General features: G+C 63.9%; 30 protein-coding genes and 1 tRNA gene. 13 read left to right on the forward strand and 18 right to left on the reverse strand.

Annotated features, from left to right (window positions below; all coding sequences use genetic code 11):
- Nucleotides 1–25: 25 nt before the first annotated feature.
- Nucleotides 26–1,198, forward strand: coding sequence for a 4-hydroxybenzoate 3-monooxygenase (gene pobA / locus E8Q40_RS03990; protein ID WP_137043168.1), 1,173 nt, complete (start codon nucleotides 26–28; stop codon nucleotides 1,196–1,198).
- Here pobA and E8Q40_RS03995 read toward each other — a convergent pair.
- A complete protein-coding gene (locus E8Q40_RS03995) occupies nucleotides 1,195–2,559 on the reverse strand; it encodes an MFS transporter (protein WP_137043169.1) in 1,365 nt (454 codons plus the stop codon). The two genes, pobA and E8Q40_RS03995, sit on opposite strands and share 4 nt — an antisense overlap.
- A 218-nt stretch (nucleotides 2,560–2,777) precedes the next feature.
- On the reverse strand, nucleotides 2,778–3,917 hold the full coding sequence (locus E8Q40_RS04000; RefSeq protein ID WP_137043170.1) for a DNA recombination protein RmuC: 1,140 nt from the start codon (nucleotides 3,915–3,917) through the stop codon (nucleotides 2,778–2,780).
- Between the two features lie 128 nt (nucleotides 3,918–4,045).
- Between E8Q40_RS04000 and def the strand changes: the two genes are divergently transcribed.
- The 3 genes from def to E8Q40_RS04015 are packed head-to-tail and all read left to right on the forward strand — an operon-like array spanning nucleotide 4,046 to nucleotide 6,044.
- Nucleotides 4,046–4,603, forward strand: a complete 558-nt coding sequence (gene def, locus E8Q40_RS04005) for a peptide deformylase (RefSeq protein ID WP_137046580.1) — start codon at nucleotides 4,046–4,048, stop codon at nucleotides 4,601–4,603.
- A 17-nt stretch (nucleotides 4,604–4,620) separates the two neighbouring features.
- Nucleotides 4,621–5,544, forward strand: a complete 924-nt coding sequence (gene fmt, locus E8Q40_RS04010) for a methionyl-tRNA formyltransferase (RefSeq protein WP_137043171.1) — start codon at nucleotides 4,621–4,623, stop codon at nucleotides 5,542–5,544.
- Complete coding sequence (locus E8Q40_RS04015) at nucleotides 5,541–6,044, forward strand: GNAT family N-acetyltransferase (protein WP_205995674.1); 504 nt, start codon at nucleotides 5,541–5,543, stop codon at nucleotides 6,042–6,044. The genes fmt and E8Q40_RS04015 overlap by 4 nt, the downstream gene beginning before the upstream one ends.
- A gap of 176 nt (nucleotides 6,045–6,220) precedes the next feature.
- Here the strand turns inward: E8Q40_RS04015 and E8Q40_RS04020 are convergent, their stop codons facing one another.
- On the reverse strand, nucleotides 6,221–6,493 hold the full coding sequence (locus E8Q40_RS04020; protein WP_137043172.1) for a hypothetical protein: 273 nt from the start codon (nucleotides 6,491–6,493) through the stop codon (nucleotides 6,221–6,223).
- Between the two features lie 207 nt (nucleotides 6,494–6,700).
- Between E8Q40_RS04020 and truA the strand changes: the two genes are divergently transcribed.
- Nucleotides 6,701–7,447, forward strand: a complete 747-nt coding sequence (gene truA, locus E8Q40_RS04025; RefSeq protein WP_137043173.1) for a tRNA pseudouridine(38-40) synthase TruA — start codon at nucleotides 6,701–6,703, stop codon at nucleotides 7,445–7,447.
- A gap of 105 nt (nucleotides 7,448–7,552) precedes the next feature.
- On the opposite strand, the gene dapE is transcribed toward truA, so the two are convergent.
- Together dapE and dapD are read right to left on the reverse strand one after the other, a co-directional pair.
- Nucleotides 7,553–8,713, reverse strand: coding sequence for a succinyl-diaminopimelate desuccinylase (dapE, locus tag E8Q40_RS04030; RefSeq protein WP_137043174.1), 1,161 nt, complete (start codon nucleotides 8,711–8,713; stop codon nucleotides 7,553–7,555).
- A gap of 7 nt (nucleotides 8,714–8,720) precedes the next feature.
- A complete protein-coding gene (gene dapD / locus E8Q40_RS04035; protein WP_137043175.1) occupies nucleotides 8,721–9,578 on the reverse strand; it encodes a 2,3,4,5-tetrahydropyridine-2,6-dicarboxylate N-succinyltransferase in 858 nt (285 codons plus the stop codon).
- Nucleotides 9,579–9,689: 111 nt separating this feature from the next.
- Here dapD and E8Q40_RS04040 point away from each other — a divergent pair, with 111 nt between their 5' ends.
- Nucleotides 9,690–10,313 carry a HupE/UreJ family protein gene (locus E8Q40_RS04040; RefSeq protein ID WP_246662995.1) on the forward strand — a complete coding sequence of 208 codons (624 nt, stop codon included), beginning with the start codon at nucleotides 9,690–9,692 and terminating at the stop codon, nucleotides 10,311–10,313.
- Between the two features lie 4 nt (nucleotides 10,314–10,317).
- Nucleotides 10,318–10,971: a DUF1989 domain-containing protein gene (locus tag E8Q40_RS04045; protein ID WP_137043176.1), complete on the forward strand. Its 654-nt coding sequence runs from the start codon at nucleotides 10,318–10,320 to the stop codon at nucleotides 10,969–10,971.
- Here the strand turns inward: E8Q40_RS04045 and E8Q40_RS04050 are convergent.
- Nucleotides 10,913–11,881: a LysR substrate-binding domain-containing protein gene (locus tag E8Q40_RS04050; protein ID WP_137043177.1), complete on the reverse strand. Its 969-nt coding sequence runs from the start codon at nucleotides 11,879–11,881 to the stop codon at nucleotides 10,913–10,915. The genes E8Q40_RS04045 and E8Q40_RS04050 overlap by 59 nt on opposite strands.
- A gap of 131 nt (nucleotides 11,882–12,012) precedes the next feature.
- Here E8Q40_RS04050 and E8Q40_RS04055 point away from each other — a divergent pair, with 131 nt between their 5' ends.
- From E8Q40_RS04055 to E8Q40_RS04070, 4 genes are all read left to right on the forward strand, one after another.
- The gene (locus tag E8Q40_RS04055) at nucleotides 12,013–12,807 is read left to right on the forward strand and encodes a transporter substrate-binding domain-containing protein (protein ID WP_137043178.1); all 795 of its coding nucleotides are present in this window, start codon (nucleotides 12,013–12,015) and stop codon (nucleotides 12,805–12,807) included.
- Nucleotides 12,808–12,962: 155 nt separating this feature from the next.
- Nucleotides 12,963–13,625 carry an amino acid ABC transporter permease gene (locus E8Q40_RS04060; RefSeq protein WP_137043179.1) on the forward strand — a complete coding sequence of 221 codons (663 nt, stop codon included), beginning with the start codon at nucleotides 12,963–12,965 and terminating at the stop codon, nucleotides 13,623–13,625.
- Between the two features lie 2 nt (nucleotides 13,626–13,627).
- Nucleotides 13,628–14,278, forward strand: a complete 651-nt coding sequence (locus tag E8Q40_RS04065; protein WP_137043180.1) for an amino acid ABC transporter permease — start codon at nucleotides 13,628–13,630, stop codon at nucleotides 14,276–14,278.
- Complete coding sequence (locus E8Q40_RS04070; RefSeq protein ID WP_137043181.1) at nucleotides 14,265–14,993, forward strand: amino acid ABC transporter ATP-binding protein; 729 nt, start codon at nucleotides 14,265–14,267, stop codon at nucleotides 14,991–14,993. The genes E8Q40_RS04065 and E8Q40_RS04070 overlap by 14 nt, the downstream gene beginning before the upstream one ends.
- 101 nt (nucleotides 14,994–15,094) lie before the next feature.
- On the opposite strand, the gene E8Q40_RS04075 is transcribed toward E8Q40_RS04070, so the two are convergent.
- From E8Q40_RS04075 to rpmH, 12 genes are all read right to left on the reverse strand, one after another.
- Nucleotides 15,095–15,796: a pyrimidine 5'-nucleotidase gene (locus tag E8Q40_RS04075; RefSeq protein WP_137043182.1), complete on the reverse strand. Its 702-nt coding sequence runs from the start codon at nucleotides 15,794–15,796 to the stop codon at nucleotides 15,095–15,097.
- Nucleotides 15,796–17,427 carry a B12-binding domain-containing radical SAM protein gene (locus E8Q40_RS04080; RefSeq protein WP_137043183.1) on the reverse strand — a complete coding sequence of 544 codons (1,632 nt, stop codon included), beginning with the start codon at nucleotides 17,425–17,427 and terminating at the stop codon, nucleotides 15,796–15,798. Before E8Q40_RS04080 ends, E8Q40_RS04075 begins: the two co-directional genes overlap by 1 nt.
- A gap of 130 nt (nucleotides 17,428–17,557) precedes the next feature.
- Entirely contained in the window at nucleotides 17,558–18,553 is a 996-nt protein-coding gene (locus E8Q40_RS04085; RefSeq protein WP_137043184.1) for a DUF1036 domain-containing protein, read from the reverse strand.
- A gap of 36 nt (nucleotides 18,554–18,589) precedes the next feature.
- Nucleotides 18,590–19,483, reverse strand: a complete 894-nt coding sequence (gene argB, locus E8Q40_RS04090) for an acetylglutamate kinase (RefSeq protein WP_137043185.1) — start codon at nucleotides 19,481–19,483, stop codon at nucleotides 18,590–18,592.
- Between the two features lie 33 nt (nucleotides 19,484–19,516).
- Complete coding sequence (locus E8Q40_RS04095) at nucleotides 19,517–19,879, reverse strand: DUF423 domain-containing protein (RefSeq protein WP_137043186.1); 363 nt, start codon at nucleotides 19,877–19,879, stop codon at nucleotides 19,517–19,519.
- Between the two features lie 115 nt (nucleotides 19,880–19,994).
- The gene (yihA, locus tag E8Q40_RS04100) at nucleotides 19,995–20,645 is read right to left on the reverse strand and encodes a ribosome biogenesis GTP-binding protein YihA/YsxC (protein ID WP_137043187.1); all 651 of its coding nucleotides are present in this window, start codon (nucleotides 20,643–20,645) and stop codon (nucleotides 19,995–19,997) included.
- Between the two features lie 414 nt (nucleotides 20,646–21,059).
- The gene (locus E8Q40_RS04105) at nucleotides 21,060–21,209 is read right to left on the reverse strand and encodes a type II toxin-antitoxin system RelE/ParE family toxin (protein WP_137046583.1); all 150 of its coding nucleotides are present in this window, start codon (nucleotides 21,207–21,209) and stop codon (nucleotides 21,060–21,062) included.
- Between the two features lie 39 nt (nucleotides 21,210–21,248).
- Nucleotides 21,249–21,386, reverse strand: coding sequence for a hypothetical protein (locus tag E8Q40_RS21885; RefSeq protein ID WP_168197734.1), 138 nt, complete (start codon nucleotides 21,384–21,386; stop codon nucleotides 21,249–21,251).
- Between the two features lie 3 nt (nucleotides 21,387–21,389).
- A complete protein-coding gene (locus tag E8Q40_RS04110; RefSeq protein WP_137043188.1) occupies nucleotides 21,390–21,593 on the reverse strand; it encodes a hypothetical protein in 204 nt (67 codons plus the stop codon).
- Between the two features lie 237 nt (nucleotides 21,594–21,830).
- Entirely contained in the window at nucleotides 21,831–23,684 is a 1,854-nt protein-coding gene (gene yidC, locus E8Q40_RS04115; RefSeq protein ID WP_137043189.1) for a membrane protein insertase YidC, read from the reverse strand.
- On the reverse strand, nucleotides 23,681–24,100 hold the full coding sequence (gene rnpA, locus E8Q40_RS04120; RefSeq protein ID WP_137043190.1) for a ribonuclease P protein component: 420 nt from the start codon (nucleotides 24,098–24,100) through the stop codon (nucleotides 23,681–23,683). The genes yidC and rnpA overlap by 4 nt, the downstream gene beginning before the upstream one ends.
- A gap of 34 nt (nucleotides 24,101–24,134) precedes the next feature.
- Nucleotides 24,135–24,269, reverse strand: coding sequence for a 50S ribosomal protein L34 (gene rpmH / locus E8Q40_RS04125; protein ID WP_137043191.1), 135 nt, complete (start codon nucleotides 24,267–24,269; stop codon nucleotides 24,135–24,137).
- Between the two features lie 325 nt (nucleotides 24,270–24,594).
- Between rpmH and E8Q40_RS04130 the strand changes: the two genes are divergently transcribed.
- Both E8Q40_RS04130 and E8Q40_RS04135 read left to right on the forward strand, forming a co-directional pair.
- Nucleotides 24,595–26,112 carry a HAMP domain-containing sensor histidine kinase gene (locus E8Q40_RS04130; protein ID WP_137043192.1) on the forward strand — a complete coding sequence of 506 codons (1,518 nt, stop codon included), beginning with the start codon at nucleotides 24,595–24,597 and terminating at the stop codon, nucleotides 26,110–26,112.
- A 151-nt stretch (nucleotides 26,113–26,263) separates the two neighbouring features.
- Nucleotides 26,264–26,340 (forward strand) — tRNA-Arg (locus tag E8Q40_RS04135).
- Nucleotides 26,341–26,375: the final 35 nt, after the last annotated feature.

The raw sequence follows: 26,375 nt of genomic DNA on the forward strand, positions 1-26,375 counted from the left end.
AGAGCGCCATCCGGAGGAATCGTCCATGAAGACCCAGGTTTGTATCATCGGCGGCGGACCGTCCGGTCTCTTGCTGTCGCAGCTTCTGCACCTCAAGGGCATCGATACGGTGCTGCTCGAGCGGCACACCCGCGAATACGTGCTCAGCCGCATCCGCGCCGGCGTTCTGGAACACGGCTTTGCCGACCTGATGCGCGAGGCCCAGTGTGGCGAGCGTATGGACCGCGAGGGCGAGATCCATGAGGGCATCTTCATCTCGCACCCCAGGGGTATGGACCGCATCGACCTGCACAAATATTCCGGCGGCTCGTCGGTCATCGTCTATGGCCAGACCGAACTGACGCGCGATCTCTACGAGGCGCGCGAGAAGATGAAGGGCAACGTCATCCACAACGTCGAGGATGTGACATTGCATGATCTCGACAGTGCCGCGCCTTACGTCACTTATCGCGGCGGCGACAAAACCGTCCGCATCGACTGCGATTACATCGTCGGTGCCGATGGCTTCCACGGTGTTAGCCGCAAGTCGATTCCAAAGGACGTGTTGCGCGAGTATGAGAAGGTCTATCCGTTCGGCTGGCTCGGCGTCCTGTCGCAGACCAAACCGGTGTCGCCGGAACTGATCTATACCAAGCATGAGCGCGGCTTCGCGCTGTGCTCGCTGCGTTCACAGGTGCTCAGCCGATATTACATCCAGGTGCCGCTGACCGACACGGCCGAGGATTGGTCTGACGACGCTTTCTGGGCCGAACTCAAGCGCCGCCTGCCGGCCGACGTCGCCGCTCGCCTGATCACCGGGCCGTCGATCGAAAAGAGTATTGCGCCGCTGCGCAGCTTCGTCGCCGAGCCGATGAGCTATGGCCGGCTGTATCTGGCCGGCGACGCCGCGCATATCGTGCCGCCGACCGGCGCGCGCGGCCTCAACAGCGCTGCCTCGGATATCTATTATCTCTACCACGCTATGCTCGACCACTATCAGAAAGGCGACGACGCTGGCCTGAAAGGCTATTCGGCGAAGGCGCTGGCACGGGTGTGGAAGGCGCAGCGGTTCTCGTGGTGGATGACGACGATGCTACACCGCTTCCCGGACAACATCCCCTACGACAAGAAACTGCAGGACACCGAGCTGGAATATCTCTTGTCGTCCGACGCCGCCAAAAGCGCGATGGCGGAGAACTATGTCGGCCTGCCGTTCTAATTGTCGGTCGGCAGCGGCCCCTTCGGCTTGTCGAGCGCGGCGAAATGGCCGCGCGTCTGCAGCCACCACAGCAAGGCCAGCGATGGAATGGCCGCCACAGCGGTGATGATGAAGAACGTCACCCAGCCGGAATATTCGGCGATGAAGCCGCCGCCCGAGGCGAGCGTGGTGCGGCCGACGGCGGCGAGCGCGGTGAGCAGCGCATATTGCGTCGCCGTGTGGGCGCGGTCGCCGCACAAAGCCGACAGGTAGGCGACGAAGATCACGGTGCCGATGGCGCCGGTGAAGTTCTCGACGATGATGGTCACCGTCAGCGCCGGTACGCTGACGCCGACCAGCGCCAGCCATGAGAAGGTGAGGTTGGACGCCATCTGCACGATGCCGCCGATCCACAGGCTCGTGGCAAGCGGCAGCGCGCGCACAATGGCGCCGCCGGCAAAGCCGCCGATCAGCGCGGCGGCGAGCCCGACGCCTTTCACCACCGCCGCATAGGTCGCCTTGTCGAAGCCGATATCGATGACGAAAGCGGCGGTGAGCGCGCCGGCGAAAGCGTCGCAGAATTTGTACAGCACGACGAACAGCAGCACGATAATGGCGGCGTCGCGCGCCAGGAACTCGCCGAAGGCGCCGGTCGCGGTCTCATACAGGCGTTGCAGCGGATTATGCGAGCGGTCGACGGCCGTCGCGGGCGCGTCGGGCTCGGTGGCGAACAAGGTCGCGCCGATGCCGATCGCCATGCCGAAGGCGGCGCCGATATAGCCCCACATCCATACATTGGCGCGCGGCACGCCCTTGTATTCCAGCCAGGCGACGAGGAACAGCACGCCCGCGCCGGAGGCGAGCATGCCGATGCGATAGGCGGCGACATAGCCGGCCATCCCGGCGCCCTGTTCGCTGGTGTCGAGACTTTCGACGCGGAAGGCATCGACCACGATGTCCTGCGTTGCCGAGGCGGTGGCGACCAGCACCGCGCCGACGATGATCAGTGGCAGCGATTTCAGGGGATCGCAGAAGCCGAGGATGACAATGGTGACGAACAGCAGAAGCTGCGTGAACATCAGCCAGCCGCGGCGGCGGCCGAGCAGGCGCGACAGCACCGGAATATCGAGCGCGTCGATCAGCGGCGCCCACAGGAACTTGAAGGTGTAGGGCAGGCCGACCAGCGAGAACAGGCCGATGGTGGCGAGGTCAATATGGCTTTCGGTCAGCCATACCGCCAGCGTTGAACCCGACAGCGCCAGCGGCAGGCCGGACGAGAAGCCGAGCAGCAGCACGATGAGTACGCGCGGCTTGAGATAGACGGCGAGCGCCTCGGCGAAGGAGCGGCGGGTCGCGGCGTCGGCTTCGGGCGTGGCGGTCATGGCGCTCTTTCTTCACCTCTCCCCATCCAAAGTCGGATTTATCCGACTTTGGCATTTTGAATGCCTAACCCGGATATATCCGGGTTGGGTTGGAGAGGTCGACGCGCGAAGCGCGTCGGGAGAGGGGGTTATAGCACCGGGAGACTTGCAAACCCCTCTCCCCAACCCTCTCCCCACAGGAGAGAGGGGGGCGCGCCAAGTGCTGGGCGCGGCAGAGCCTACTCCCCCGCGATCTTGCGCACCGGCGCGGCGATCACGTCGGCGCTGGCGGGCGTGTCGGCGTCGAAATCGAGGCCCTCGATCTTGCCGGCGCGCTTCTCGATCTTGCCGGTCGAGATCAGGATGCTGTCAATGTCGGCATTGGCCTGGTTGAAGTGCGATTGCAGCTTGCGCACGCGCTCGGACAGCAAGGTGACGTCCTTCATCATCATGCCGACCTCGGTGCGGATCTGGTCGGCGGCCTCGCGCATCTCGGCATCCTTGCGCACCTGCTTGATGACCTGAATCGCCATGACCATCAAAGTCGGCGACACGATCATGACGCGGGCGCGCTGCGCCTTCTGCACCAGATCGTCGAACTGTTCGTGCAGATCGGCATAGACCGATTCCGACGGGATGAACATCAGCGCGATGTCCTGTGTCTCGCCGGGCAGGAGATATTTGCCGGCAATATCGGAGACATGTTTGGTGATGTCGGTGCGCACGCGGGCGGCGGCGAACTTGCGTTCCTCGTCGCTCTCGGCGGCGCGCAGCGCAGTCAGCGCCTCGAGCGGAAACTTGGCGTCGATTACCAAAGGCCCGGAGTCGGGCATGAACACCACGCAGTCCGGCTTGGTGCGGTTCGACAGGCTGTACTGGAATTCGTAGGCGCCCTTCGGCAGCACATCCATGATGATGGCCTCGAGCTGGCCCTGTCCGAAGGCGCCGCGCGACTGCTTGTTGCTCAGCACGTTCTGCAACGAGGTCACGGTCGACGAGAGTTCAGTGATGTTCTTCTGCGCCGAATCGATCACCGCCAGCCGCGAATGCAGCGCCTGCAAATGATCGGAGGTGTGCTTGGCGGTGGTCTTCATCGACTCGCCGAGGTTCTGGCTCACCGCGTCGAGCCGGGTGTTGACCGTCTGGGCCAGTTGGCCGTGCGCGTTCTGCAGCCACGCGCCCATGGCGTCGAGCCGTGCGTTGAGTTCGCGCAGCCGCTGGTCCTGCTCCGCGTCGACCTCCGGCTTCTTCGGCCGCAGCAGAATGACCAGGATGGCGATGAGGCAGATGACGGCGAGCGCCGCGATGGCCAGCCCGACGGGCAGGGCAGCCGACGATTGCAGGAATTCGCGAAGCTGATCGGTCAGGGGAGGGTTCATGGCGTGGGTTTTAACCCGATTCGGCGCGGGAGGGAACGAAGAGCGAACGGGCTTTCAGACGAGCCGAAATCAGCGCCTTTTGGGCGATTCCGTTGACCTTCCAGCTCGCACCCCTTACATCGCCGACCATGGCGATCCGCGACATCCTCATCATCCCCGAAAAGAAGCTCCGGCTGGTTTCCGAGCCGATCAAGGCGTTCGACAAGCCGCTGCGCACTTTGGTCGACGACATGTTCGAGACCATGTACGAGGCGCCGGGCATTGGGCTCGCCGCCATCCAGATCGGCGAGCCGGTCCGCGTCGTCACCATTGACGTCGCCAAGAAGGACGACCCGAAGGCGCCGCAGGTCTTTATCAATCCGGAGATCGTTTGGTCCTCGGAGGAGCACTCGGTCTACGAGGAAGGCTGCCTGTCGATTCCGGAATATTACGAGGAGGTCGAGCGGCCGGCGAAGGTGCGGGTCAAGTTCTTCGACGCCGACGGCAAGCCGCAAGAACTGGAAGCCGACGGTCTGCTAGCGACCTGCCTGCAGCACGAGATCGACCACCTCAACGGTGTGCTGTTCATCGATCACATTTCCAAACTGAAGCGCGATCGCGTGATCAAGAAGTTTACCAAGGCCGCCAAGCACGGCGTCTCGCCCGCGCTCGCCAAGGATAAAGAGCCGTCGCATCATATCGGCTGAGGCCGAAGGATAGGCTCATGTCGCTCCGCCTCATCTTCATGGGCACGCCCGACTTCGCGGTGCCGACCTTGCTGGCGCTGCATGCGGCCGGGCATGAGATCGCCGCGGTCTATACGCGCGCGGCCAAGCCCGGCGGGCGGCGCGGCCTCGATCTGGTGCCGACGCCGGTTGAGCGTGAAGCGACCAAACTCGGGCTCAAGGTGCTGACGCCGAAATCCCTGCGCAACGACGAGGCGCAGGCCGAATTCGTCGCTCTCAACGCCGATGCCGCCATCGTCGTCGCTTACGGCCTTATCCTGCCGAAACCTGTGCTGGAAGCGCCGCGGCTCGGCTGCTTCAATGTCCATGCCTCGCTGCTGCCGCGCTGGCGCGGCGCTGCGCCCATTCACCGCGCCATTATGGCCGGCGATGCCGAGACCGGCGTCACCATCATGCAGATGGACGAGGGCCTCGACACCGGCGCCATGATGATGCGCGAGGCAATGCCGATCGCCGCCGACGCCACGACCGGTGAATTGCACGATGCGCTAGCCGCGATGGGCGCGCGGCTGATGCCGGTAGCGCTGGCCGCGGCCGATCGCGGTTCGCTCAAGCCGACGCCGCAGCCGGCCGAGGGCGTCACCTACGCCGAGAAGATTGCCAAAAGCGAAGCGCGCATCGACTGGTCGCGACCGGCGCGCGACGTGCACAATCACATCCGCGGTCTGTCGCCGTTTCCCGGCGCCTGGTTCGAGTTCGACGGCGCGCGCGTGAAAGTGCTGCGCTCGACACTTGGGTCGGGGTCCGGTGCGCCCGGCACCGCATTGGACGACAATCTCACCATCGCCTGCGGCGACGGCGCGGTGCGACTCGTCCAGGTGCAGCGTGAAGGCAAGAAGGCCATGAGCGCCGAGGAATTCCTGCGCGGCAATGCGCTGCGAAAGGGAACGGCCCTGTCGTGAGCCAGGCTATTCGCACAGAAACGCCGGCCGACATCGAGGCGATCCGCGCGGTCAATACGGCGGCTTTCGGCGGCGCGCAGGAAGCGGCGCTGATTGATGCTTTGCGCGACGATGGCGACTTGTTGCTGTCGCTGGTGGCCGAGATTGGCGGCGGCATCATCGGTCATGTCGCGTTCTCGCGCACGCATGTTGAACATGAGGGCGGCGCCGATCCGGCTGTTGCCCTCGCGCCGGTTGCCGTGCGGCCTGAGCATCGGCGCAAGGGCGTCGGCCGCGCACTGGTGCAAAGCGGACTAGAGCAGCTTACCGAGCGCGGCGAGACTTTGGTCTTCGTTCTGGGCGAGCCTGAGTATTACGGCCGCTTCGGCTTCAGCACGGGACCTGCCGCGCATTTCGCCTCGCCCTATGCCGGGCCTTATTTCCAATCGTTGATGCTGTCGGAGCGCGCGCCGTCGTCCGGTGCCGTCCGTTACGCACGCGCTTTTGCGGCCTTATCTTGAATTTCCTCTACTAGCGTATCATCGAATATGACGTCGCAGGGTTTGCTGACTTAGGCGCCATGAAGGCCTCGTCGGGCTCGTTCAAGTCCGGCGTGCCGGCAAGCATCCGATGCTGGCAGATGAGTTTCTGCGTGAACACCGGTGCGAGCCGGCACCCGGATCGACTGAGCCTGTTATTAGCGATTGCCGCCGCCGCCGCCGCCGCCACCGCCGCCGGCAAGGGCGCCATGGTCGATGTCGTTGCTGCCCGGCTGCCGCACGCCGTATTTGGAAGAACTTTCACCGCACAAGTGCCAGTAACCGGCGCCGGTCAGGGTGGTGTTGACCCAGCAATAGGCGCCTTGCTTGACCGGTCCGCCCAGCGAGTTGGTCCGCGGGCCGGTCGAGGCGTTGGCGGCTGTGGCGGCGGTCATGGCGATCATGGCGGCCAAAATGGCGATTTTCTTCATAACGTCTCTCCTGTTGATCGATTTGCCGTGGGCCGGGCGGCGGTGCCCGTCCCCTCTCACCATGAGTGTGCCGGGGCGTCCTCCCGGTTCACGCCCGGCTCAAATTATTTGGGGGTGAACCCGCCGCCTTCCGCTGCGGCCGCGAGGGCGTGACTTGCGGTGAAATCGCGGTTACTGGAGCGCACCAGGACGCCACCCAGGCAGGCCATGCCCCGCTACAAGCTCATCATCGAATATGACGGCGCGCCGTTCTGCGGCTGGCAGTATCAGGCCGACCAGGTGACGGTGCAGGGTGTGCTGACGTCTGCCGTCAAGGCACTGACCGGCGAGGACGTGCTGGTGCAGGGCGCCGGCCGCACCGATGCCGGCGTGCATGCACGCGGGCAGGTGGCCCATGTCGATCTGGCGCGCGAATGGCGCACGGACACCGTGCGCGACGCGCTCAATGCGCATTTGCGGCCGCATCCGGTGGCGGTGCTCAGCGCCGAGCGCGTTGGCGACGAATTCAATGCCCGCACCTCGGCAATCAAGCGCCATTACTTCTATCGCATCGTCAATCGCCGGCCTGATCTGACCTTCGATCGCAATTACGCGTGGCGCGTGGCGCGGCCGCTCGATGCCGATGCCATGCACGAGGCGGCGCAGCGCCTTGTTGGCAAGCACGACTTCACCACATTCCGCTCCACCGAATGTCAGGCCAAGTCACCGGCCAAGACGCTCGACCGCCTCGACGTCATGCGGCACGGTGAAGAGATTCACGTCTTCGCTTCGGCGCGTTCGTTCCTGCACAATCAGGTGCGTTCGATGGTCGGTTCGCTGATGAATACGGGTCTCAGCGGTCCTGGCGCATGGACCGCCGACGATCTGTCGGCGGCGCTGGAAGCGCGCGACCGCACCGCCTGCGGCCAGGTGGCTCCGCCGGACGGGCTTTATTTGATGAAGGTGGATTATTGAGCTTGTCGTCCCCGCGAAAGCGGGGACCCATAACCTGTGCCCTATCGATAGGGCACGGCGTATGGGTCCCGGCTCGCGCTTCGCTTGGCCGGGACGACAGCTAGCCTAGCCAAAATACCGATCGACAATCTTCCGGTAGATTGACGTCAGCGCGCGCAGGTCCGCGACCGGCACGCGCTCGTCGATGGCATGCATGGTCTGGCCGACCAGGCCGAATTCCACCACCGGACAATAATGCGTGATGAAGCGCGCATCCGAGGTGCCGCCGGTGGTTGAGAGCGTCGGCGTGCGGCCGGTGGTTTCCTTGACCGCGTTGGACACCAACTCGGTGAACGGCCCCGGCTTCGTCACGAACACGCCCGCATTGGACGGCTGGAACCTGAATTCGAACTTGATCCTGCCGGCGGAGGCCTTCTCGGCGCGGGCCTGCAGCAGCGCCTTCAGCGACTCCAGCGTGTGGCAGTCGTTGAAGCGGATGTTGAACTGCGCGCGCGCCTCGCCGGGAATGAGGTTGACGGTCTTGTTGCCGACATCGACCGAGACGAATTCGAGGTTCGACGGCTGGAAGTTGGCGTTGCCGTTGTCGAGTGGCTCGGACAACAGGGCGTCGATCAGCTTGACGATGCCGCGCACCGGGTTGTCGGCGCGTTGCGGATAGGCGACGTGACCCTGCTTGCCGGTGACGATGAGATGGCCGTTGAGCGAGCCGCGGCGGCCGATCTTGATGGTGTCGCCCATCTCGTCCTGGTTGCTCGGTTCGCCGAGGATACAGTGGTCGAATTTCTCGCCCATGCCGGCGACCCATTGCAGCAGCTTCGGCGTGCCGTTGACCGCGATGCTCTCTTCATCGCCGGTGATCAGGAACGAGATCGAGCCCTTCTTTGGCTTGCCGCCATTGGCGGAGAGGTGATCGAGCACGGCGGCGACCGCGCAGCCGATGCCGCCCTTCATGTCGACGGCGCCGCGGCCGTAGAGTTCGCCATTGGCGATGTCGCCGCCGAATGGCGGATGGGTCCAGGCTTTTTCATCGCCGGTCGGCACCACGTCGGTATGGCCGGCGAAGGTCAAATGCGGCGCCTCGGTGCCGATGCGGGCATAGAAGTTCTCGACGTCGTCGGTGCCGGCTTCTGAGAACACCTTGCGGTGTACGGTGAAGCCGGCGGCCTTCAGCGTCGTCTCAAGATAGCTCAGCGCGCCGCCTTCCGCCGGCGTCACCGACGGACAGCGCAACAGCTCACGGGTAATGGCAACGGGATCGGCGGACATTCGCGCCCTAGTCTCTCAACAGTTCGTTGATGCTCGTCTTGCTGCGCGTCTTCTCGTCGACGCGCTTGACGATCACCGCGCAGTACAGGCTCGGGCCCGGCTCGCCCTCGGGCAGCGGCTTGCCCGGCATGGTGCCGGAGACGACGACGGAGTAGGGCGGCACTTCGCCCATATAGATCTTGCCGGTCTCGCGATCGACGATCTTGGTCGACTGGCCGAGATAGACGCCCATGCCGAGCACCGCGCCCTCGCGCACGATCACGCCCTCGACCACTTCCGAGCGCGCGCCGATGAAGCAATTGTCCTCGATGATCACCGGCCCGGCCTGCAGCGGCTCAAGCACGCCGCCGATGCCGACGCCGCCCGACAGGTGCACGTTCTTGCCGATCTGCGCGCAGGAGCCGACGGCGGCCCAGGTGTCGACCATCGTGCCCGAGCCGACATGGGCGCCGAGATTGACGAAGGACGGCATCAGGATCACGCCCGGTGCGATATAGGCCGACTTGCGCACCACCGAACCCGGCACGGCGCGGAAGCCCTCTTTCTTGAAGCGTGCGGCGGTCCAGCCCTTGAACTTGGAATCGACCTTGTCCCACCACTTGGCGCCACCGGGGCCGCCGGGAATGGTGCTCATGTCGTTGAGGCGGAACGACAGCAGCACGGCCTTCTTGAGCCACTGATTCACCTTCCACGAGCCATCGGCCTGCTTTTCGGCCGCGCGCGCCGCGCCGGAATCGAGCAGGCCCAGCGCCGTATCGACCGCCTTGCGCACCGCGCCCTTGGTCTTGGGCGTGACCTTGTCGCGGCCCTCGAAGGCCTCGTTGATGGTTTTTTCCAGGCTCTGGAGATTGATTTTGGCGGCCATTGCGCGAACCCCGGCTTTATAGGACGGCCCGGTTTGTCGGGGGCGGGGCGGGGGATGTCAAGTCGGCGCCGGAGCCGTTACTCTCGGCCGCCTTGAACAGGAGTCCGAGCCGTGCGCCGCCCAGTCTTTTCCCTTACTACCCTTCTTGCCGCCCTCGCTGCGGCCCAGCCTGCCTTTGCCCATCATGTCATGGACGGTGCCATGCCGGTGACTTTGGCGCAGGGCCTTTTGTCGGGCCTCGGTCATCCGATCATCGGCCTTGATCATTTTGCCGCCGTGGTGGCGGTCGGCTGCATCGCCTCGCTGCATGGCGCCGGCGCCCGGCTGGTCGTCGGCTATGTGGTGACGATGATGGCCGGCGTTGCCGTGCAGCTGATGGGTGCGGGTCTGCCCGGCGCCGAACTGTGGGTTGCCGCGTCGGTGATCGCGCTTGGTCTCGTCCTCGCCAGCCGTCGCGATCTCGGCACTCTTGCCGCCTTCGCTGTATTCGCCGTGGTCGGTCTGCTGCACGGCTATGCGCTCGGCGAATCGATTTACGGCGCCGAGCAGACGCCGCTCATCGCCTACCTCGCGGGTCTCGCCATCATCCAGAGCGTTATCGCGCTCGCCGCGATGAGCGTTGCGCGCCTCATCGCGCGCCGCATGCCAGAGATCGCGCCGCTGCGGTTGATCGGCGCCGGTATTGCCGGTATCGGGTTTGCTATTCTTGTGCAACAGATCGTGCCGGCGGTGTAATGGAATGCAGAGCGGTGAACTAATCGAAATTCCGGCGCGCCACGGCAAGGCACTCAAGCTCAAGAAAGGCCAGGCGGTCCGCCTCATCAATACCCACGGCACCCAGGTGGTCGACTGCTGGGCCTGGAACGCCGCCGATCTCACCGATCATATGAGCATGGAGGCGACGCGGGTCTGGCTGCAGCGTCTCAATCCGCTGGTCGGCGACACTTTCGTCACCACCAAGCGCAATCCGATCCTCACTCTGGTCGAGGATACGTCGCCCGGCGTGCACGACACTTTTATGGCCGCCTGTGACCGCCATCGCTATGAGCGTCTCGGCGTCAAGGACTACCACCGCAACTGCCTCGACAACATGTTCGAAGGCATGCGCGAACTGGGCCTCACACCGCCGATGCCGATCCTCGCTTCGTTCAACGTGTTCATGAACATCGCGGTGCAGGGCGACGGTCGTTCGCTCCACACCGGCCCGGTGGTGACCAAGGCCGGCGACTACATCACTCTGCGCGCCGACATGGATTGTTACGTCGCCTTTTCCGCCTGTCCGCAGGACATCGTGAAAATCCAGGGCGAGGCGGGCGTGCCGCTGTCGGCGCATTTCACCGTGCTGGACGACGGCTTTGCCTCGCCGCCGCCGCGGCCGGCCTGGGTGCCGTAACGCCGGCCTGACGCTTCGCCACCGCGGCCGAACCGTGCATGAAGCGCCGCGCAAATTCGATGAAGGTGCGCAGCACCGGCGAAGGGTCATTATCGCGATAGACCAGAAACACGTCGGCCGCCGGCGCCGAAGGTCCCAATGTGTGAAAGATGATCTGGTCGCCGGTCAGGCGCGCGATCGAAGCCGGCAGCAGCGCGACGCCGAACCCTGCCGCGATGAGGCCGAGGATCGATTGCGAGTCGATCACCTCATGCGCGATACGCGGCAGAAAACCGGCATTGACGCACCAATCCATGATCGAGCGGGCGAAGTCGGACGAGTCCGGCGCAAGGACGATATATTCCTCCTTGCGCAATTCCTTGATGTCGATGCGCTTTCGTTTCGCCAGCCGGTGGATCGACGACATGGCGACGACCACGTCCTCCCGCCACGCCAGCTCTTGCGTCAGTCCCTCGCTCGGCGGCGGGCAGCGAATGAAGCAGGCGTCGGTGCGGTGCTCCAGCAGCGCCTGGGTCTGCAATTCGGGCGCCTGCTCGACCAGCTTGGTGACGACGCTGGGATATTCATGGCGGTGAGCCGCCAGAAGGTCGGCCAGCCCGCCGCGCATGATCGACCCGGTGGCTCCGATCGACAGCTGGCCGACCTGCCCCTGGCCGATAGCCCTGACCTTGCGCCGCGTCGCCTCGATCTGGGCGAGGATGTTGCGGCCGTGGACCGCGAGGATCTGCCCCGCTTCCGTCAACTCCACCCGCCGGCTGGTCCGGCGAAACAAAGGGGTACCGAGGGAAGCCTCTAATTCCTTGATTTGCTGACTCAAAGGCGGTTGCGAAATGCGCAGCCGGGCGGCCGCCCGGGTGAAGCTCAGTTCTTCCGCGACCATCGCAAAGTAGCGCAGTTGTCGGAAATCCATACGAAAATCCTATCGATCGCGACTAACAATATATTGGACCCGTGTATGCCGCGCTGCAATAGATGTGCAAGGATGACTCTTGCCGGGGGTGTCATCCGGCCCGATCGCGACTCTCAAAAAGGATTCTACGCATGCTCACGCGCATGATGACGTCCGGCTTTGCCGCCCTCCTGCTTGCCACCACGCTGGGACTATCCGCTGGCCCGGCCAAGGCCGATGCTCTGGCCGATATCACCAAGGCCAAAGTCATCAAGGTAGCGGTGCCGCAGGATTTCGCGCCGTTCGGCTCGGCCGGTCCTGATCTGAAGCCGCAGGGCCTCGATGTCGACATGGCCAACTACATCGCCGCTCAACTCGGCGTGAAGGCCGAGATTATTCCGGTGACGTCGGCCAACCGCATTCCCTATCTCCAGACCAAGAAGGCCGATCTCGTTATTTCCTCGCTCGGCAAGAATGCCGAGCGCGAGAAGGTGATCGACTTCTCCATGCCCTATGCGCCGTTCTTCTCGGGTGTGTTCGGCACCAAGGCCATCGCCGTATCGAAGATCGCCGACCTCGCCGGCAAGACCATCGGCGCCACGCGCGGCGCCATCGAGGAGCAGGAAATCACCAAGGATGCGCCGAAGGACACCATCATCAAGCGCTTCGAAGACAATAACGCGACCATCGCCGCTTATGTCTCCGGCCAGGTCGATCTGATCGCCACCGGCAACGTCGTGGCCGCGGCGATCACCGAAAAGAACCCGGCGCGCCCGGCCGTGACCAAGTTCATCATGAAGGACAGCCCTTGCTATGTCGGCCTCAACAAGGACGAGCCGGCGCTGAAGGCCAAGATCGACGAGATCATCGCCAAGGCGAAAGCCGATGGCACGCTGAACAAGCTCTCGGAGAAGTGGCTGAAGAACCCGCTGCCGGCGGGGTTCTGAGCCACTGGCATAATCCTCCACTCCGTCATGCCCGGCCTTGTGCCGGGCATCCACGCCTTACTTTCTAAGGAAGACGTGGATGGCCGGGACAAGCCCGGCCATGACGAGCGAATGTGGCGGCGCTCGGATTTGCTTACTGGCCCATTGGCATTGCCATGACCTACAAACTCGAATTCTCCGCGCTGCTGCCCTACTGGGAGGATCTGGCCTGGGGGCTGTGGTTCACCATTGTGCTCACCGTGGTGTCCACCGCCGCGGGCATCGCGGTCGGCACGCTCGGCGCGTCGGCGCGCACCTTCGGACCCAAATGGCTCGGCGGCATTGTCCGCGTTTATGTCGAGCTGATCCGCAACACGCCATTCATCGTCCAGTTGTTCTTCATCTTCTTCGGCCTGCCGGCTTTGGGCGTGAAGCTGACCGAGACGACAGCGGCCTTCCTCGCCATGGTCATCAATCTCGGCGCCTATTCGACCGAGATCATCCGTGCCGGCATCGAGGCGGTGCCGAAGGGCCATATCGAGGCCGGCGTTTCGCTCGCCATGACGCGGCTCGAAGTGCTGCGCCACATTGTGCTGCGCCAGGCATTCGCCAAGATCTATCCCGCTTTGTCGTCGCAGATCATCATCGTGATGCTCGGCTCGGCGGTGGTGTCGCAGATTTCCGCGCCCGATCTGACCTATGCGGCTAACTTTATTCAGTCGCGCAATTTCCGCGCCTTCGAGGTCTATTTCGTCGTCGCGCTCATCTACCTCGTGCTTGCCATTGTGCTGCGCTACGTGCTGCGCGTCATCGGCGATCGCTTCGTGAAGGTGGGGTGACGATGTCGGATTTCAGCCTCTGGATCATCGTCAAGAACCTCATCTGGGCGACGCAGTGGACGGTGTTTCTGTCGCTCATCGCCTTTGTCGGCGGCGGCATCGTCGGCCTGATCCTGCTGTTCCTGCGCACCTCGCAGATCAAATGGCTGGAAGTGCCGACCAAGCTCTATATCGAGTTCTTCCAGGGCACGCCGCTCCTGATGCAGCTCTTCCTGTTCTTCTTCGGCGTCGCGCTGTTCGGCCTCGAGGTGTCGCCGTGGATGGCGGCGGGGCTGGCGCTGACGCTCTGGACCAGTGCCTTTCTCACCGAGATCTGGCGCGGCTGCGTCGAGGCGATCCCGAAAGGCCAGTGGGAAGCCTCGGCCAGCGTCGCCATGAACTATGTCGAGCAGATGCGCTACGTGATCCTGCCGCAGGCCATGCGCATCGCGATCGCGCCGACCGTCGGCTTCTCGGTGCAGGTCATCAAGGGCACGGCGCTCGCCTCCATCATCGGCTTTGTCGAGCTGACCAAGGCCGGAACCATGATCAACAACGCCACCTTCCGGCCCTTCCTGGTCTATTCGCTGGTGGCGCTGATCTATTTCTGCCTGTGTTTCCCGCTGTCCTGGTACGCCAAACGGCTTGAAGGAAAACTCAATGTCGCTCGTTAGCATCCGCGACGTCCGCAAGAGTTACGGCTCGGTCGAGGTTCTCAAGGGCGTGTCGCTCGAGGTCGAAAAGGGCGATGTCGTCGCCATCATCGGCCGCTCCGGTTCCGGCAAATCGACGCTGCTCCGCTGCATCAACGGGCTTGAGACCTACCAGTCCGGTGTCATTCTCGCCGACGGTATCGAGGTCGGCGGCATCCATGCCAACTTGCGCGAATTACGCCGCCATGTCGGCATGGTGTTCCAGCAGTTCAATCTGTTCCCGCATCTCACCGCCGCCGAGAACGTGATGCTGGCGCCGACGGTGGTTAACAAGACGCCGAAGAAGGAAGCTCGCGACATCGCCGCCGAGGTGCTGGCCAAGGTCGGTCTGTCGGAAAAGATGGATTCGTATCCGAGCCAGCTATCCGGCGGCCAGCAGCAGCGCGTCGCCATTGCACGTTCGCTCGCTATGCGGCCGAAGGTGCTGCTGTGCGATGAAATCACCTCGGCGCTCGATCCCGAACTGGTCAACGAAGTGCTGCGCGTTGTCGAGCAACTGGCCAAGGAAGGCATGACCCTCATCCTGGTCACGCACGAAATGCGCTTCGCCCGCGACGTCGGCACGCATCTCGTGTTCATGCATCACGGCAAGGTGCATGAGTCGGGCGCACCGAAGGCCGTCTTCGCCGCGCCGCAGACGCCGGAACTGCAGCAGTTCGTGGGTGGGATCGGGTGATTCTTTCTGTCATGGCCGGGCTTGACCCGGCCATCTCGCTTAGGGACGCACGGTGCTCACCTGAGCGGGATGGCCGGGTCAAGCCCGGCCATGACGAAGAACTAAACGCCGCGCACTTGCCCAAGAAACCCCGCCAGATCGTCCGTCACATGATCGACATGCGGCGCGTCGCGGCCTTCGAGTTCCCATTCCTCGCGGAACACTTCGCGCTGGCCTGACGGCACCACCAGCACCGTGGTCATGCCCAGCGTGTGCGGCACTTCGAGGTTACGCGACAGGTCCTCGAACATCGCCGCCTTCATCGGATCGACGCCGTGGCGCTCGAGGAAGCGTTCGTAGACGATGGCCTTGGGCTTGGGTTCGAGTTCGGCGGCGACGATATCGAACACGTCCTCGAAATGTTTGTCGATGTCGAGCCGCCTCAGGACGGCATCGGCATGCGCCACCGTGCCGTTTGTGAGAATGAGCTTGCGTCCGGGCAGCTTTTCCAGCGCATCGCCGAGCGCCGGGTTCGGCTCGAGCGGCGAGTGGTCGATCTGATGCACGAAGTCGAGATAGTGGTCGGGATCCAGGCCGTGCTCGGTCATCAGCCCGCGCATCGTGGTGCCGTAACGCTTGTAATAATCCTTCTGCACGCGGAAGGCCTCGTCGGCGGTCACCTTCAGAAACTCGGCGACATAGGCGCGGATGCGGTCGTCGACCTGCTGCCAGAGCAGGTGATGCGGATAGAGCGTGTTGTCGAGGTCGAATACCCAGGTTTCGACCTGGTCGAATGCGCGCGGCGCGGACTTCTTTGTGGCCATTAGTTCAGACGCGATTCCGCCATAGCAATTGCTTCATTGCGCACATATGGCACAGCCGGCGGATTTTTGCACGCGGTATCGGCGGCGATGCGCCGGTCGATCTCGGCGATCACCTGGCGTGAGAAGGGGCCGAGATGCGCGTACATCGCCATCAGCGAGACAATGGCTGGCAGAGCGCCCGGATTTGTCCGCGCGCAATGGATGAAAGTGTCCCAGAATCTGCTGCGCTCGCCGGGCATCGCATCAAGGATGCGGTTTACGGTCCGCAGGGAAGCGAGGCGGCGGCGCCGATCGTCTTTGTGCGGCTCCGGCCGCCCACTTCGATTCAGCAACGTGGTGAGCCGATCGAGGCGACGCGCATAGGCGGCAGGCTCGAACACGCGCTCGAGAATTCTCTTGTAGTCCGAAAGGACGTCGCGCAGCGGCCGCATCGGCTCGAAATTGATCCCGAGTGAGCATTGGTCGCCCGAGCGCTCGGCGTCCATGACGTCATGGCCATCTTTCAGCCGGCCTTCCTTGGCGAGGCGGCGGGTCAGCTGCGTGTTCGGCAAGGCGTAAAGCAGGCCGACCATGCTGACCGGGATCGCGCACTCTTCAATGAAGTCCGCCATGGCGTCGGCAATCGAACCTTTTTCGTTGTCGAAGCCGACGATGAAACCGGCGGTGACGAACAGGCCATAGCTGTAAAGTTTGTGGACGTTCTCCGCCATGTTGCGGCGGGCGTTCTGCTTCTTGCTGGTCTGCCGCAACGTCTCGGGATCGGGGCTCTCGATGCCGATGAACACGGCGAAGAAGTTCGCCTGTTTCATCATGTTGAGCAGGTCGTCGTCATCCGCGAGATTTATCGATGCTTCGGTCGAGAATTCGAACGGATAATTGTGCGCCTGCTGCCAGGCCTTCAGTTCGGGCAGGAAGCCTTTGATCGCCTTCTTGTTGCCGATCAGGTTGTCGTCGACGAAATCGACATGGCCGCGGTAGCCGAGCGCGTAGAGCTGACTGAGTTCCGCCAGCATCTGCTTGTTGGCTTTGATGCGCGGTTTGCGCCCGTACAGCTCAATAATGTCGCAGAATTCGCAGGTGAACGGGCAACCGCGCGAATGCTGCACGCAGATATAAAGATAGTGGTCGAAATTGAGCAGGTCGAAGCGCGGGACCGGCGTCTTGGTGACGTCGGCTGTGAACTTATCTGCCTCGAAGATGCCGGAGCGCTCGCCGCGCTCCCAGGCCGCCACGAAGTCGTCGATGACGGTTTCCGCTTCGCCCAGGACTTGGAAATCGGCCGCCGTGTAAAGATGCGGACTGGAGGTGACATCCGGGCCGCCGACGACCACCGGTTTGCCGCTAGCCTGCACGAGTTTGATCAGATGCATGCAGTCAGGCTGTTGATTCAGCATGCCGCCGGTCATGACCAGATCGGCCCAGGCGATGTCGTCGGGGCTCAGTTCCTCGGTGTTTCGGTTGACGAGCTTGAACTGCCAGTGCTGCGGTAGCAATGCGGCGACGGTAATCAGACCGAGCGGCGCGGCGGGGTAGTGCGCGTCGAGGAGCTTGCAGGTGTCCGTATAGTTCCAAAACGAGTTGGGAACGAACTTCGGATAAATTAACAGGACCCTGCACGAACGATTTGGCATTCGTTGCATCCTCCCGCTGCTTGTATCGCACGAGTATTCGCGCGGGCTCAAGGAAAATGGACGCAATGCGACATAACGATCAGCGTGATCGGTAGTATTATTTGTTATTTCGGCACGATTTCCTGCGGAACTAGGGTTCCTTGAATCTGACTGTCGATGCCGGCTCTTTTGTCAGATCCACTTCGGCGTAATTGGCCGAATTCAGCCCGCGCGCGGCGCAGTCCTTGTTGTCGGCGAGTTCGAAGCGGCCGTCGCGGGTGCATAGCGGCACCTCGCCGCCCCAGGCCAGCGCCACGCCGTTCTTCTTCAGTGCCGCGCCCTTGTCGTCGACCGCCTCGGCATAGCTGTAGATCTTCTTCTGCTCGCCGCGCATGTCCGGCCGCACGCATTGCCCGGCCTCGACGCGGTACCAGCCGCGCGTCACGATGGCGCCGGCCTCTGTGGTGCCGATCGCCGCCATCACCGGATAGGTCGTGTCGTTGCACCAGGCAAAGCCATGGCCCTCCGGGCTCTGCGCCGCGGTCAGCAGCGTCGCGAAGAAATCTGCGCCATTGACCGCGTCCGCCGGCAGCTTGCGGTCGGCTAGGAACTTGGCGATCGCGGCTTGCGTCTTGCCGCCCTGGATGCCGTCGATCGGGTTGGCGTCGTAACCGGCAATGACGAGCAGCCGCTGGATGCCGGCGAGGCGAGCCTGCGCATCGTCGTAATCGGCTTCCTCGGCGAGGTTGATCACCGGCCCCTTCGGCGAATCGGACGGCCGCGCCGCCGTGAACTTCACCTGCTGGCTCACCGGGCAGCCGCGGCCGTCGGCGATCTGGAACGTCGTCTCGCGCACGCACAGATCGGCATTGCCGTTCTGCGGCAGCGGCGAAGAGCCGTACACCGCCGGCGTCTTCGCATGGATATAGCTCATGTCGGCGTCGTAGGCGCCGTCGAGCACCTGTCTGCACTGGCCGGGATCGACCGTGAACCAGCCGCGCGTCTCCACCATGGCGCGGCGCTCCAGTCCGAGCGCGACATCCATGCGGTAGCTGGTGCGGTTGCAGAGCGTGAGTTCCGCATGCGCAGCGGTGGCGATGCAAACCGCGGCGAAGGCGAGGCATCCAGCGATGAGGCGGCGAATCATGGGCGCATGCTAATGCGCCCGCCGCGCCGCCCCAATCTACTTGTGCATCAAGGTGCCGGCGCCGTGATCGGTCAGCAGCTCGAGCAGCACCGCATGCGGCACCTTGCCGTCCATGATGACGACGCCCTCGACGCCCTGGTCGAGCGCGTAGATGCAGGTCTCGACCTTGGGGATCATGCCGCCGGAAATCGTGCCGTCGGCGATCAGCTTGCGCGCCTCGGCGACCGACAGGTCGGTGATCAACTTCTTGTTCTTGTCGAGCACGCCCGGCACGTCGGTGAGCAGCAGCAGCCGCTTGGCCTTGAGCGCGCCGGCAATGGCGCCGGCGAAGGTGTCGGCGTTGACGTTGAAGGTGCCGCCATCGGCCGAGGCTGCGACCGGCGCCAGCACCGGGATCATCTCCTTGCCGAGCACATGGTTGAGCACGGTGAGATCGACCTTGTCGGGCTCGCCGACGAAGCCGAGATCGACAACCTTCTCGATATTGCTGTCGGGATCGACCACGGTGCGCGTGACCTTCTTGGCCTGCACCATGTTGCCGTCCTTGCCGCACAGGCCGATGGCCTTGCCGCCGGCGGCATTGATGTAGCCGACGATCTGCTTGTTGATCGAGCCGGCCAGCACCATCTCGACGATCTCGACGGTCGCGGCGTCGGTCACGCGCAGGCCGGCGGCGAATTCCGACTTGATGCCGAGCTTCTTGAGCATGGCGGCGATCTGTGGGCCCCCGCCATGCACCACCACCGGATTGATGGCGGCCTGCTCGAGCAGCACGATGTCGCGCGCGAAATCCTGGGCCAGCGTCTCGTCGCCCATGGCGTGGCCGCCGTATTTCACCACGACGATCTCCTCGTCGTAGCGCTGCATGTGCGGCAGCGCCTCGGAGAGCACGCGGGCCTGTTCCTGCGGATCGACTTTCGACTGGCTCATGGCCGACCTTGGTTCGTCTGTGGTGGGGCCGTTTTAGCGGCGCGCAAGCAGCGCGGCAATGGCGACCGCGAGCCACGCCAGGATCATGATGGTGCCGCCGGTCGGCGCCGCCATGGGGAACAGCCGGTGCCCGGCGAAGGCACGCAGCGACAGGTCGCCGGCGAACAAGGCCGCGCCGATGACGAAGCCGGCGCTCGCCGCGATCCCAAGCGGCCGCATGGTCAGGCCGTTCCGTGTCGCCACCGTGACGGTGATCACCGCGCAGGCATGGATCAGCAGCAGGTAAGCCGCGCTGTCGAGGCCCATACCGGCTTTGGCGCCATGCGCGCCCGCCGCGGCCAGCACGACGCCCGATGCGCCCATCAGGCCGGCGAGAACGATGAAGAGGGTGTTCATGGCTCTTTTGTCTCCAGCGGTTGCCCCAACCTCCGTTCATCCCCGCGCAAGCGGGGATCCAGAGGCCACAACTTCGGTCCAATCTGGGTCCCCGCTTTCGCGGGGACGAACGGAGTTAGCCTTTGCGTTCTGCCAGCAACCTTGCCACCGCCGATCGCATATCCTGCAGGCCGGCGCCGGTCTCGCTCGACGTCGCCAGCACGGTGGGAAAGGCGGACGGATATTTCGCCATACCGGCCTCGACCTCGGCGATGCGCTTCGGCAGGTCGGCGGCCTTGACCTCGTCGGTCTTGGTCAGCACCACCTGATAGCTCACCGCGGCGCTGCCGAGCACCTTGAAGGTCGGTACGTCGGTGTCCTTGATGCCGTGGCGCGCGTCGATCAGCACATAGACGCGCAAGAGATTGGCGCGGCCGAGCAAATAGCGCTCGATCAGGTCGGTCCACTGCGCGATCTTCGATTTGGCCGCCGCGGCATAGCCGTAGCCCGGCATGTCGACGAGCGTCAGTTCGCCGCCGCCGTTGAAGAAGATCAGCTCCTGCGTGCGTCCCGGCGTGCGCGAGGTGCGCGCCAGCGCCTTTCGCGATGTGAGCGCGTTGATCAGGCTGGATTTGCCGACATTGGAGCGCCCGGCAAACGCGATCTCGACGCCGCGCATCTTCGGCAGCGACTCGAGCGTCGCCGCGGCGGCGGCAAACTGCCAGTCCACGTTGAACAGCTTGCGGCCGGTCTCGATCTCGTCGCGGGTGAAGTCGTTGCTCGCCATTAGTCCTCTGCTGTTCGTCACGGTCGGACGAGAATACTTCCGTCATGGCCGGGCTTGACCCGGCCATCCCGCTTAGGGGACGCACGGTGCCCGCCTAAGCGGGATCACCGGGTCAAGCCCGGTGATGACGGCGTTGGATACGGTGCCGCGCCTCTACCACGTTTCCGCCTGCTTGGCCCACCCTCCCCTGGAGGGGGATGGTCGACCGTTTGAGCGTCAGCGAAAACGGGTGGGGTGGGGTGAAGTGAAGCCCGCCTGTAGCCCGGATGAGCGCAGCGAAATCCGGGGACGTCCTCACTCCGCTCGTCCCCGCGAAAGCGGGGACCCAGAAGTGCAGCGCTCGGCGTTGGATGAGTGCCCGTAAACCAGATGAACGAAGTGTATCCGCCATCTGTCGTTCGCGAGGGAGGCGGCCTACGGACCACCATCCGCCTCACCGCCCGCAAACTTCTCTTCGATATCCTGCCGTCCATCCAGCACACGCAGGATTTCCGGCGTGTCTCTGACAACACGATAGAAGACGACGTGAGGCGTGGCGGCGAATGACCGCAGCCCCGGCCGGATTTCGTCCCGGGCGCGGCCGGCGAGGGGGGTGTTCCTCGATCAGAGAGACGACCCGGCCCAGTTCGCGATGATATTCTCAGCCGTGCGCGTGCCGGCGAGCGCGACATAGTGATTCCAGATATTTTCGCGATCATCGAGCGCTTCCGGCGACCACAGAGCGGTTCGCCGCAGAGCCATCTTTCACCGGCTCTTCTGCCGCAGAAAATCCTCGACGCTCGACTCTTTGCCCAGTCCCGCATCCATGGAACGGATACCTTTGTCGATCTCGCCGCGCAGGGCGCGCAGCTTTTCGACGTGGGAGAGCAGCGAACGTCCGATGGCTTCCTGATCCTCGGCGGGCAGGCGCTCCAATTCGGCAATGGCTTGCTCGAGCGATTTGACCATGCCGGCATTCTATCAGAACGCGCGCGGCAAAACAGGGGCGAGGCAGACTCGTAGCCCGGATGAGCGCAGCGAAATCCGGGGCTTGCAGGCCGCCCATCCCGGCTTTCGCTGCGCTCCAGCCGGGCTACAGTCATCCAGCACTGCAAAAAAAGCTGGGCATCCATTCCCCCAACAAAAAAGCCGGGCTTTCGCCCGGCCTTTTCTTTTCTTCCAGCGCTCGCGCCACACTCGGTCCCGCTACGCTTCCTTCTTCTTGCCGAGCCCGAAGGTGCCCTTGAGATTGTCCCACAGTTCGATCTTCGCGCCGTTCTTCTTCATGATGTAGGCCTGCTGCGCCACCGACAAAGTGTTGTTCCAGGCCCAGTAGATGACGAGGCCGGCCGGGAAGCTCGCCAGCATGAAGGTGAAGATCAGCGGCATCCAGTTGAAGATCATCGCCTGCGTCGGGTCCGGCGGCGTCGGGTTGAGCTTCATCTGCACCCACATCGTGATGCCCATGATGATCGCCCAGATGCCGAGATGCAGGAACGGGCCCAGCACCGGAATATGCGTCGGGTCGTAAGGGATCAGCCCGAACAGAGTGAACAGGTTGGTCGGGTCCGGCGCCGACAGGTCCTTGATCCAGCCGACGAACGGCGCGTGCCGCATTTCGATGGTGACGAACAGCACCTTGTACAGCGAGAAGAACACCGGGATCTGGATCAGGATCGGCAGACAGCCGGCCAGCGGGTTGATCTTCTCTTTCTTGTAGAGCTCCATCAGCTCCTGCTGCTGCTTGGCCTTGTCGTCCTTGTAGCGCTCGCGCAGCTGCGTCATCTGCGGCTGCACCGCCTTCATCTTCGCCATCGAGGCGTAGGATTTCGAGGCCAGCGGGAAGAAGATCAGCTTGATCAGCAGCGTCACGATCAGAATGGCGAAGCCGAAATTGCCGACCAGATGGAACAGCCAGTCGATGACCAGGAACAGCGGCTTGGTGATGAAGTAGAACCAGCCCCAGTCGATCAGGCGGTCGAAGCGGTCGAGCTTGAGGCTCTCTTCATAGGCGTTGATGACGCGCACTTCCTTGGCGCCGGCGAATAGCCGCGCCTGCGCCGTGCCGGTCGCGCCCGGCGCGATGGTCTGCGCGTCGAGCACATAGTCGGACTGGTAGGTCTTGACGTTGCCGAGCATGCCGCCGCTGAAGCGCGCCTTCAAAAGGCTCGTCGCCGGGTCGGGCACCAGCACAGCGGCCCAGTATTTGTCGGTGAAGCCGAGCCATCCCTTGGTGGCCGCGTAGGAGAATTCCTTTTTCTCCTCGAGGTCCTTGTAGCTCTTCTCGATCAGGCCGTTGTCGCCGAGCACGCCGACCGGGCCTTCGTGCAGGATGTAGAAGCCGGCGGTGTGCGGCGTGTTGTGGCGCGAGATCAGCGCGTAGGGATAAAGCGTGACCGGCTTGTCGGTCTTGTTGATCACTTCATCCTTGGCGGTGAACAGGTACTTGTCGTCCACCGAGATGGTGCGGCGGAATTCGAGGCCGGCGCCGTTGTCGAAGGCGAGCGTCACCGGCTTGCCGACGTCGAGCTTGCCGGAGCCGACCTGTGTCCACACCGTGTTGGCGTCCGGCACCTTGATGTCCGGCGTCGCGGGGCTCCAGCCGAATTCGGCGTAGAACGGGTCCGGCGCGCCCGAGGGCGACAGGAGGATCACCGGCGGCGATTTCGGATCGACCGTCTCGCGGAATTTCAGGAGGGCCAGATCGTCGATGCGGCCGCCCTTGAGTGCGATCGAGCCGCGCAGGTCGGCGGTTTCGATCGGCAGGCGCGGCGAGGCGGCCAGCGCCGAGGCGCGGGTCGCGGCCGGTGCGGCGGCCGTGGCCGGAGCAGGCTGAGCGCCGGGGACAGGGGGAGCGCCGGGGGCGGTCGTGCCGGGCGCCGGGGTGACGCCCGGAGCGGCAGTCTGGCCGGGCGCGGCGGGCGTTTGCGTCTGCTGCGATTGCGCCTGCTGGGCGGCCTTCTGCTTCTCGGCCTGCGGCACGGCGTAGAAATATTGCCACGCGATCAGCACGAGGGCCGACAGCACGATGGCGATGATGGTGTTCTTGTTATCGGTCATCGGGATTCCGTCTCGGGCTTTCCTGCCGGTGTGGTCTTTTGCGCGCCCCGCGCTTGTCGCGTTCCGTGTTTAGGCGAACCGTCTTTTCGTGATCCATCATGGGCACGCCGCAAGGCCCGCTCGAAGTCCTGTGTCATGCGCTCGAAGGGCAGGCTGAGCGCCGCCTGGCGCCCGACTAGCACATAATCGGTGCCGGCGTGCATGCGGCCTTCGCCGAAAAGGCGGACCATTTCGCGCAGGCGGCGGCGCACCCGGTTGCGCTCGACGGCGTTGCCGACCTTGCGCGAAACGGTAAATCCGACCCGGGCCGGGCCGGGCTGGTCGCGTTCGCGAGCCTGCAGGACAAAAGCGGCGGCCGGAACTTTGGTCCCGGTCGCCGCTTTGAGAAAATCCGCCCGTTGCTTCAATTTTTGCATTTAAAGCAGCGTCGCGGCGAGAAAAAGCCGCTGTTTAGGCGCTGAGCCGCTTGCGTCCGCGGGCACGCCGGGCCTGGACCACCTTGCGGCCGCCCGTGGTCTTCATGCGCGCGCGGAAACCGTGACGGCGCTTGCGCACAAGCTTGCTCGGTTGGTAGGTCCGCTTCACGTTAAAATCTCCGATAATCGCGCCGTGGGGACGGGGCAATAGCCCCAGAATCCGCCAAAAACCCGAGCTTTGCCGGGGTCAGCACTCGTGTGGGGCGGCTTATAAGGCAGCCATTCCAGCCCGTCAATGCGACCGGAGGGCGTTAAATCGGCCTTTTTCGGCAAGCAGGCCGTCTAGCCATGTCAGCCGGCAGGGGCCGCGCTACCCCACATATTTGCCACCCTTGGGGGCAAGGTTGGAAAGTCTGCCCGAAATCGGGGAATAGCTCGCCGCCGCGGGTGTTTGGTCTCATCGAGGCACGCTCTGGCCTCTATAGTCACTTGCAATGCAGTCACAAGAAACATCTGGGATCACCGGCTCCGAGCCGTCGCCTGAGGCGGCAGGCCGGGCTGCGCCATGGCGGACGCGACTGCGCGTCGGACTGTCCGGCAAGCTCCTGATGCTGACCATCGTCTTCGTTCTGGTGGCCGAAGTCCTTATTTACGTCCCGCTGATAGCCAACTTCCGGATCAACTGGCTGAACGACCGGCTGGCTGCCGCGCACACCGCGGCGCTTGTGCTCGATGCCGCGCCGAGCGGCATGGTGCCGGAAAGCCTCGCCAAGCAGATTCTGGATTCCATCGGCGCCCGCGCCGTGGCGGCCAAGATGGGCGACCAGCGCCGTCTGCTCGCGTCGGCCGAATTGCCGTCGTCGGTCACTGACGATATCGACATGCGCGACCTGACTTGGTGGCGCTCGATCAAGGAGGCTTTCGAAGTTCTCCTGTTCTGCCACGCCAGCGACGTTATGCGTGTCATCGGGCCGGCGCCGATGGCCAAAGGGCAGTTTATCGAAATCGTCCTCGACGAGGCGCCGCTCTACAAGGCGATGCTGAAGTTCTCGGTCACGATTCTCGTGGTGTCGCTGGCGATCTCGGCTTTCACGGCGATGCTGGTGTTCTTCGCGCTGCATTATCTGCTGGTGCAGCCGATGGGGCGCCTCACCGCGAATATGGTGGCGTTCCGCGCCGATCCGGAAAACCCGACGCGCATCATTCGCCGTTCTCGCCGCAACGACGAGATTGGTACCGCCGAGGAAGAACTCGCGGCGATGCAGACCGAGCTCGCCTCGATGCTGCATCAGAAAAGCCGTTTGGCCTCGCTCGGCCTCGCGGTCGCGAAGATCAATCACGACCTGCGCAATCTGCTCGCCTCGGCGCAACTGTTCTCCGATCAGCTCTCGAGCCTGCCCGACCCGAAGGTGCAGCGCTTTGCGCCGAAACTGATGAATGCGCTTCAGCGCGCCATCGCGTTATGTCAGTCGACCTTGTCATATGGCCGCGCCCAGGAAGCGGCGCCGGACCGTCGCACAATCGCAGTCGAACCGCTGCTGGAAGACGTCCGCGAGTCCCTCGGCCTGACCATCGAAGTACCTATCCGCTGGATCGTTTCGGTGGAGCGCGGGCTGACTATGGAAGCGGATGCCGACCAGATGTTCCGCGTCGTCGTCAATCTGGCGCGCAACGCCGTGCAGGCGCTGGAGACCCACGGTGCTCGCGATCCCGCGCGCGACCAAATTCGCATCACCGGTCGCCGCGACGGCGACATGGTGGCGATCGAGATTTCCGACACCGGACCCGGCATCCCGGAGAAGGCCCGCAAGAATCTCTATCAGGCCTTCCAGGGGTCGACCCGGCCGGGCGGATCGGGGCTTGGGCTCGCCATCGCGGCCGAGCTGGTGCGGGCCCATGGTGGCGAGATCATGCTGGTGGAGGGGACCATGGGCGCGACCTTCCGCATCACCATTCCGGATGGAGAGATCGACGTGTCCACGCGCGGGAGCCTGCGCAGCCGTGCCTCCTGAGCCCGGAACGGCCGCTGGCGGCTTCGCCGGGGTCGAATTTCGTTAACAGCCAGCGCCTTAAAGAGGATTTTCTAGACTTGCCAAGGGGGGTGCAAGGCGATAGCTATCCCCCGCCGCTTCATGACCGAAGGTCATGTTTCCGGCGGCATCAGCGCCCGTAGCTCAGCTGGATAGAGCACCAGACTACGAATCTGGGGGTCAGAGGTTCGAATCCTTTCGGGCGCGCCACTCTTTTCGATTATTTTGCATTGTTGCCCAGACAA

This window comes from Pseudolabrys sp. FHR47 (assembly GCF_005153485.1).
Classification (GTDB): domain Bacteria; phylum Pseudomonadota; class Alphaproteobacteria; order Rhizobiales; family Xanthobacteraceae; genus Pseudolabrys.

Excerpts from the sequence above, each read along its gene's own strand:
- pobA (WP_137043168.1), top strand. The coding sequence starts at position 26 with ATGAAGACCCAGGTTTGTATCATCGGCGGCGGACCGTCCGGTCTCTTG.
- E8Q40_RS03995 (WP_137043169.1), bottom strand. The coding sequence starts at position 2,559 with ATGACCGCCACGCCCGAAGCCGACGCCGCGACCCGCCGCTCCTTCGCC.
- E8Q40_RS04000 (WP_137043170.1), bottom strand. The coding sequence starts at position 3,917 with ATGAACCCTCCCCTGACCGATCAGCTTCGCGAATTCCTGCAATCGTCG.
- def (WP_137046580.1), top strand. The coding sequence starts at position 4,046 with ATGGCGATCCGCGACATCCTCATCATCCCCGAAAAGAAGCTCCGGCTG.
- fmt (WP_137043171.1), top strand. The coding sequence starts at position 4,621 with ATGTCGCTCCGCCTCATCTTCATGGGCACGCCCGACTTCGCGGTGCCG.
- E8Q40_RS04020 (WP_137043172.1), bottom strand. The coding sequence starts at position 6,493 with ATGAAGAAAATCGCCATTTTGGCCGCCATGATCGCCATGACCGCCGCC.
- truA (WP_137043173.1), top strand. The coding sequence starts at position 6,701 with ATGCCCCGCTACAAGCTCATCATCGAATATGACGGCGCGCCGTTCTGC.
- dapE (WP_137043174.1), bottom strand. The coding sequence starts at position 8,713 with ATGTCCGCCGATCCCGTTGCCATTACCCGTGAGCTGTTGCGCTGTCCG.
- dapD (WP_137043175.1), bottom strand. The coding sequence starts at position 9,578 with ATGGCCGCCAAAATCAATCTCCAGAGCCTGGAAAAAACCATCAACGAG.
- E8Q40_RS04045 (WP_137043176.1), top strand. The coding sequence starts at position 10,318 with ATGCAGAGCGGTGAACTAATCGAAATTCCGGCGCGCCACGGCAAGGCA.
- E8Q40_RS04050 (WP_137043177.1), bottom strand. The coding sequence starts at position 11,881 with ATGGATTTCCGACAACTGCGCTACTTTGCGATGGTCGCGGAAGAACTG.
- E8Q40_RS04055 (WP_137043178.1), top strand. The coding sequence starts at position 12,013 with ATGCTCACGCGCATGATGACGTCCGGCTTTGCCGCCCTCCTGCTTGCC.
- E8Q40_RS04060 (WP_137043179.1), top strand. The coding sequence starts at position 12,963 with ATGACCTACAAACTCGAATTCTCCGCGCTGCTGCCCTACTGGGAGGAT.
- E8Q40_RS04065 (WP_137043180.1), top strand. The coding sequence starts at position 13,628 with ATGTCGGATTTCAGCCTCTGGATCATCGTCAAGAACCTCATCTGGGCG.
- E8Q40_RS04070 (WP_137043181.1), top strand. The coding sequence starts at position 14,265 with ATGTCGCTCGTTAGCATCCGCGACGTCCGCAAGAGTTACGGCTCGGTC.
- E8Q40_RS04075 (WP_137043182.1), bottom strand. The coding sequence starts at position 15,796 with ATGGCCACAAAGAAGTCCGCGCCGCGCGCATTCGACCAGGTCGAAACC.
- E8Q40_RS04080 (WP_137043183.1), bottom strand. The coding sequence starts at position 17,427 with ATGCCAAATCGTTCGTGCAGGGTCCTGTTAATTTATCCGAAGTTCGTT.
- E8Q40_RS04085 (WP_137043184.1), bottom strand. The coding sequence starts at position 18,553 with ATGATTCGCCGCCTCATCGCTGGATGCCTCGCCTTCGCCGCGGTTTGC.
- argB (WP_137043185.1), bottom strand. The coding sequence starts at position 19,483 with ATGAGCCAGTCGAAAGTCGATCCGCAGGAACAGGCCCGCGTGCTCTCC.
- E8Q40_RS04095 (WP_137043186.1), bottom strand. The coding sequence starts at position 19,879 with ATGAACACCCTCTTCATCGTTCTCGCCGGCCTGATGGGCGCATCGGGC.
- yihA (WP_137043187.1), bottom strand. The coding sequence starts at position 20,645 with ATGGCGAGCAACGACTTCACCCGCGACGAGATCGAGACCGGCCGCAAG.
- E8Q40_RS21885 (WP_168197734.1), bottom strand. The coding sequence starts at position 21,386 with ATGGCTCTGCGGCGAACCGCTCTGTGGTCGCCGGAAGCGCTCGATGAT.
- E8Q40_RS04110 (WP_137043188.1), bottom strand. The coding sequence starts at position 21,593 with ATGGTCAAATCGCTCGAGCAAGCCATTGCCGAATTGGAGCGCCTGCCC.
- yidC (WP_137043189.1), bottom strand. The coding sequence starts at position 23,684 with ATGACCGATAACAAGAACACCATCATCGCCATCGTGCTGTCGGCCCTC.
- rnpA (WP_137043190.1), bottom strand. The coding sequence starts at position 24,100 with ATGCAAAAATTGAAGCAACGGGCGGATTTTCTCAAAGCGGCGACCGGG.
- E8Q40_RS04130 (WP_137043192.1), top strand. The coding sequence starts at position 24,595 with ATGCAGTCACAAGAAACATCTGGGATCACCGGCTCCGAGCCGTCGCCT.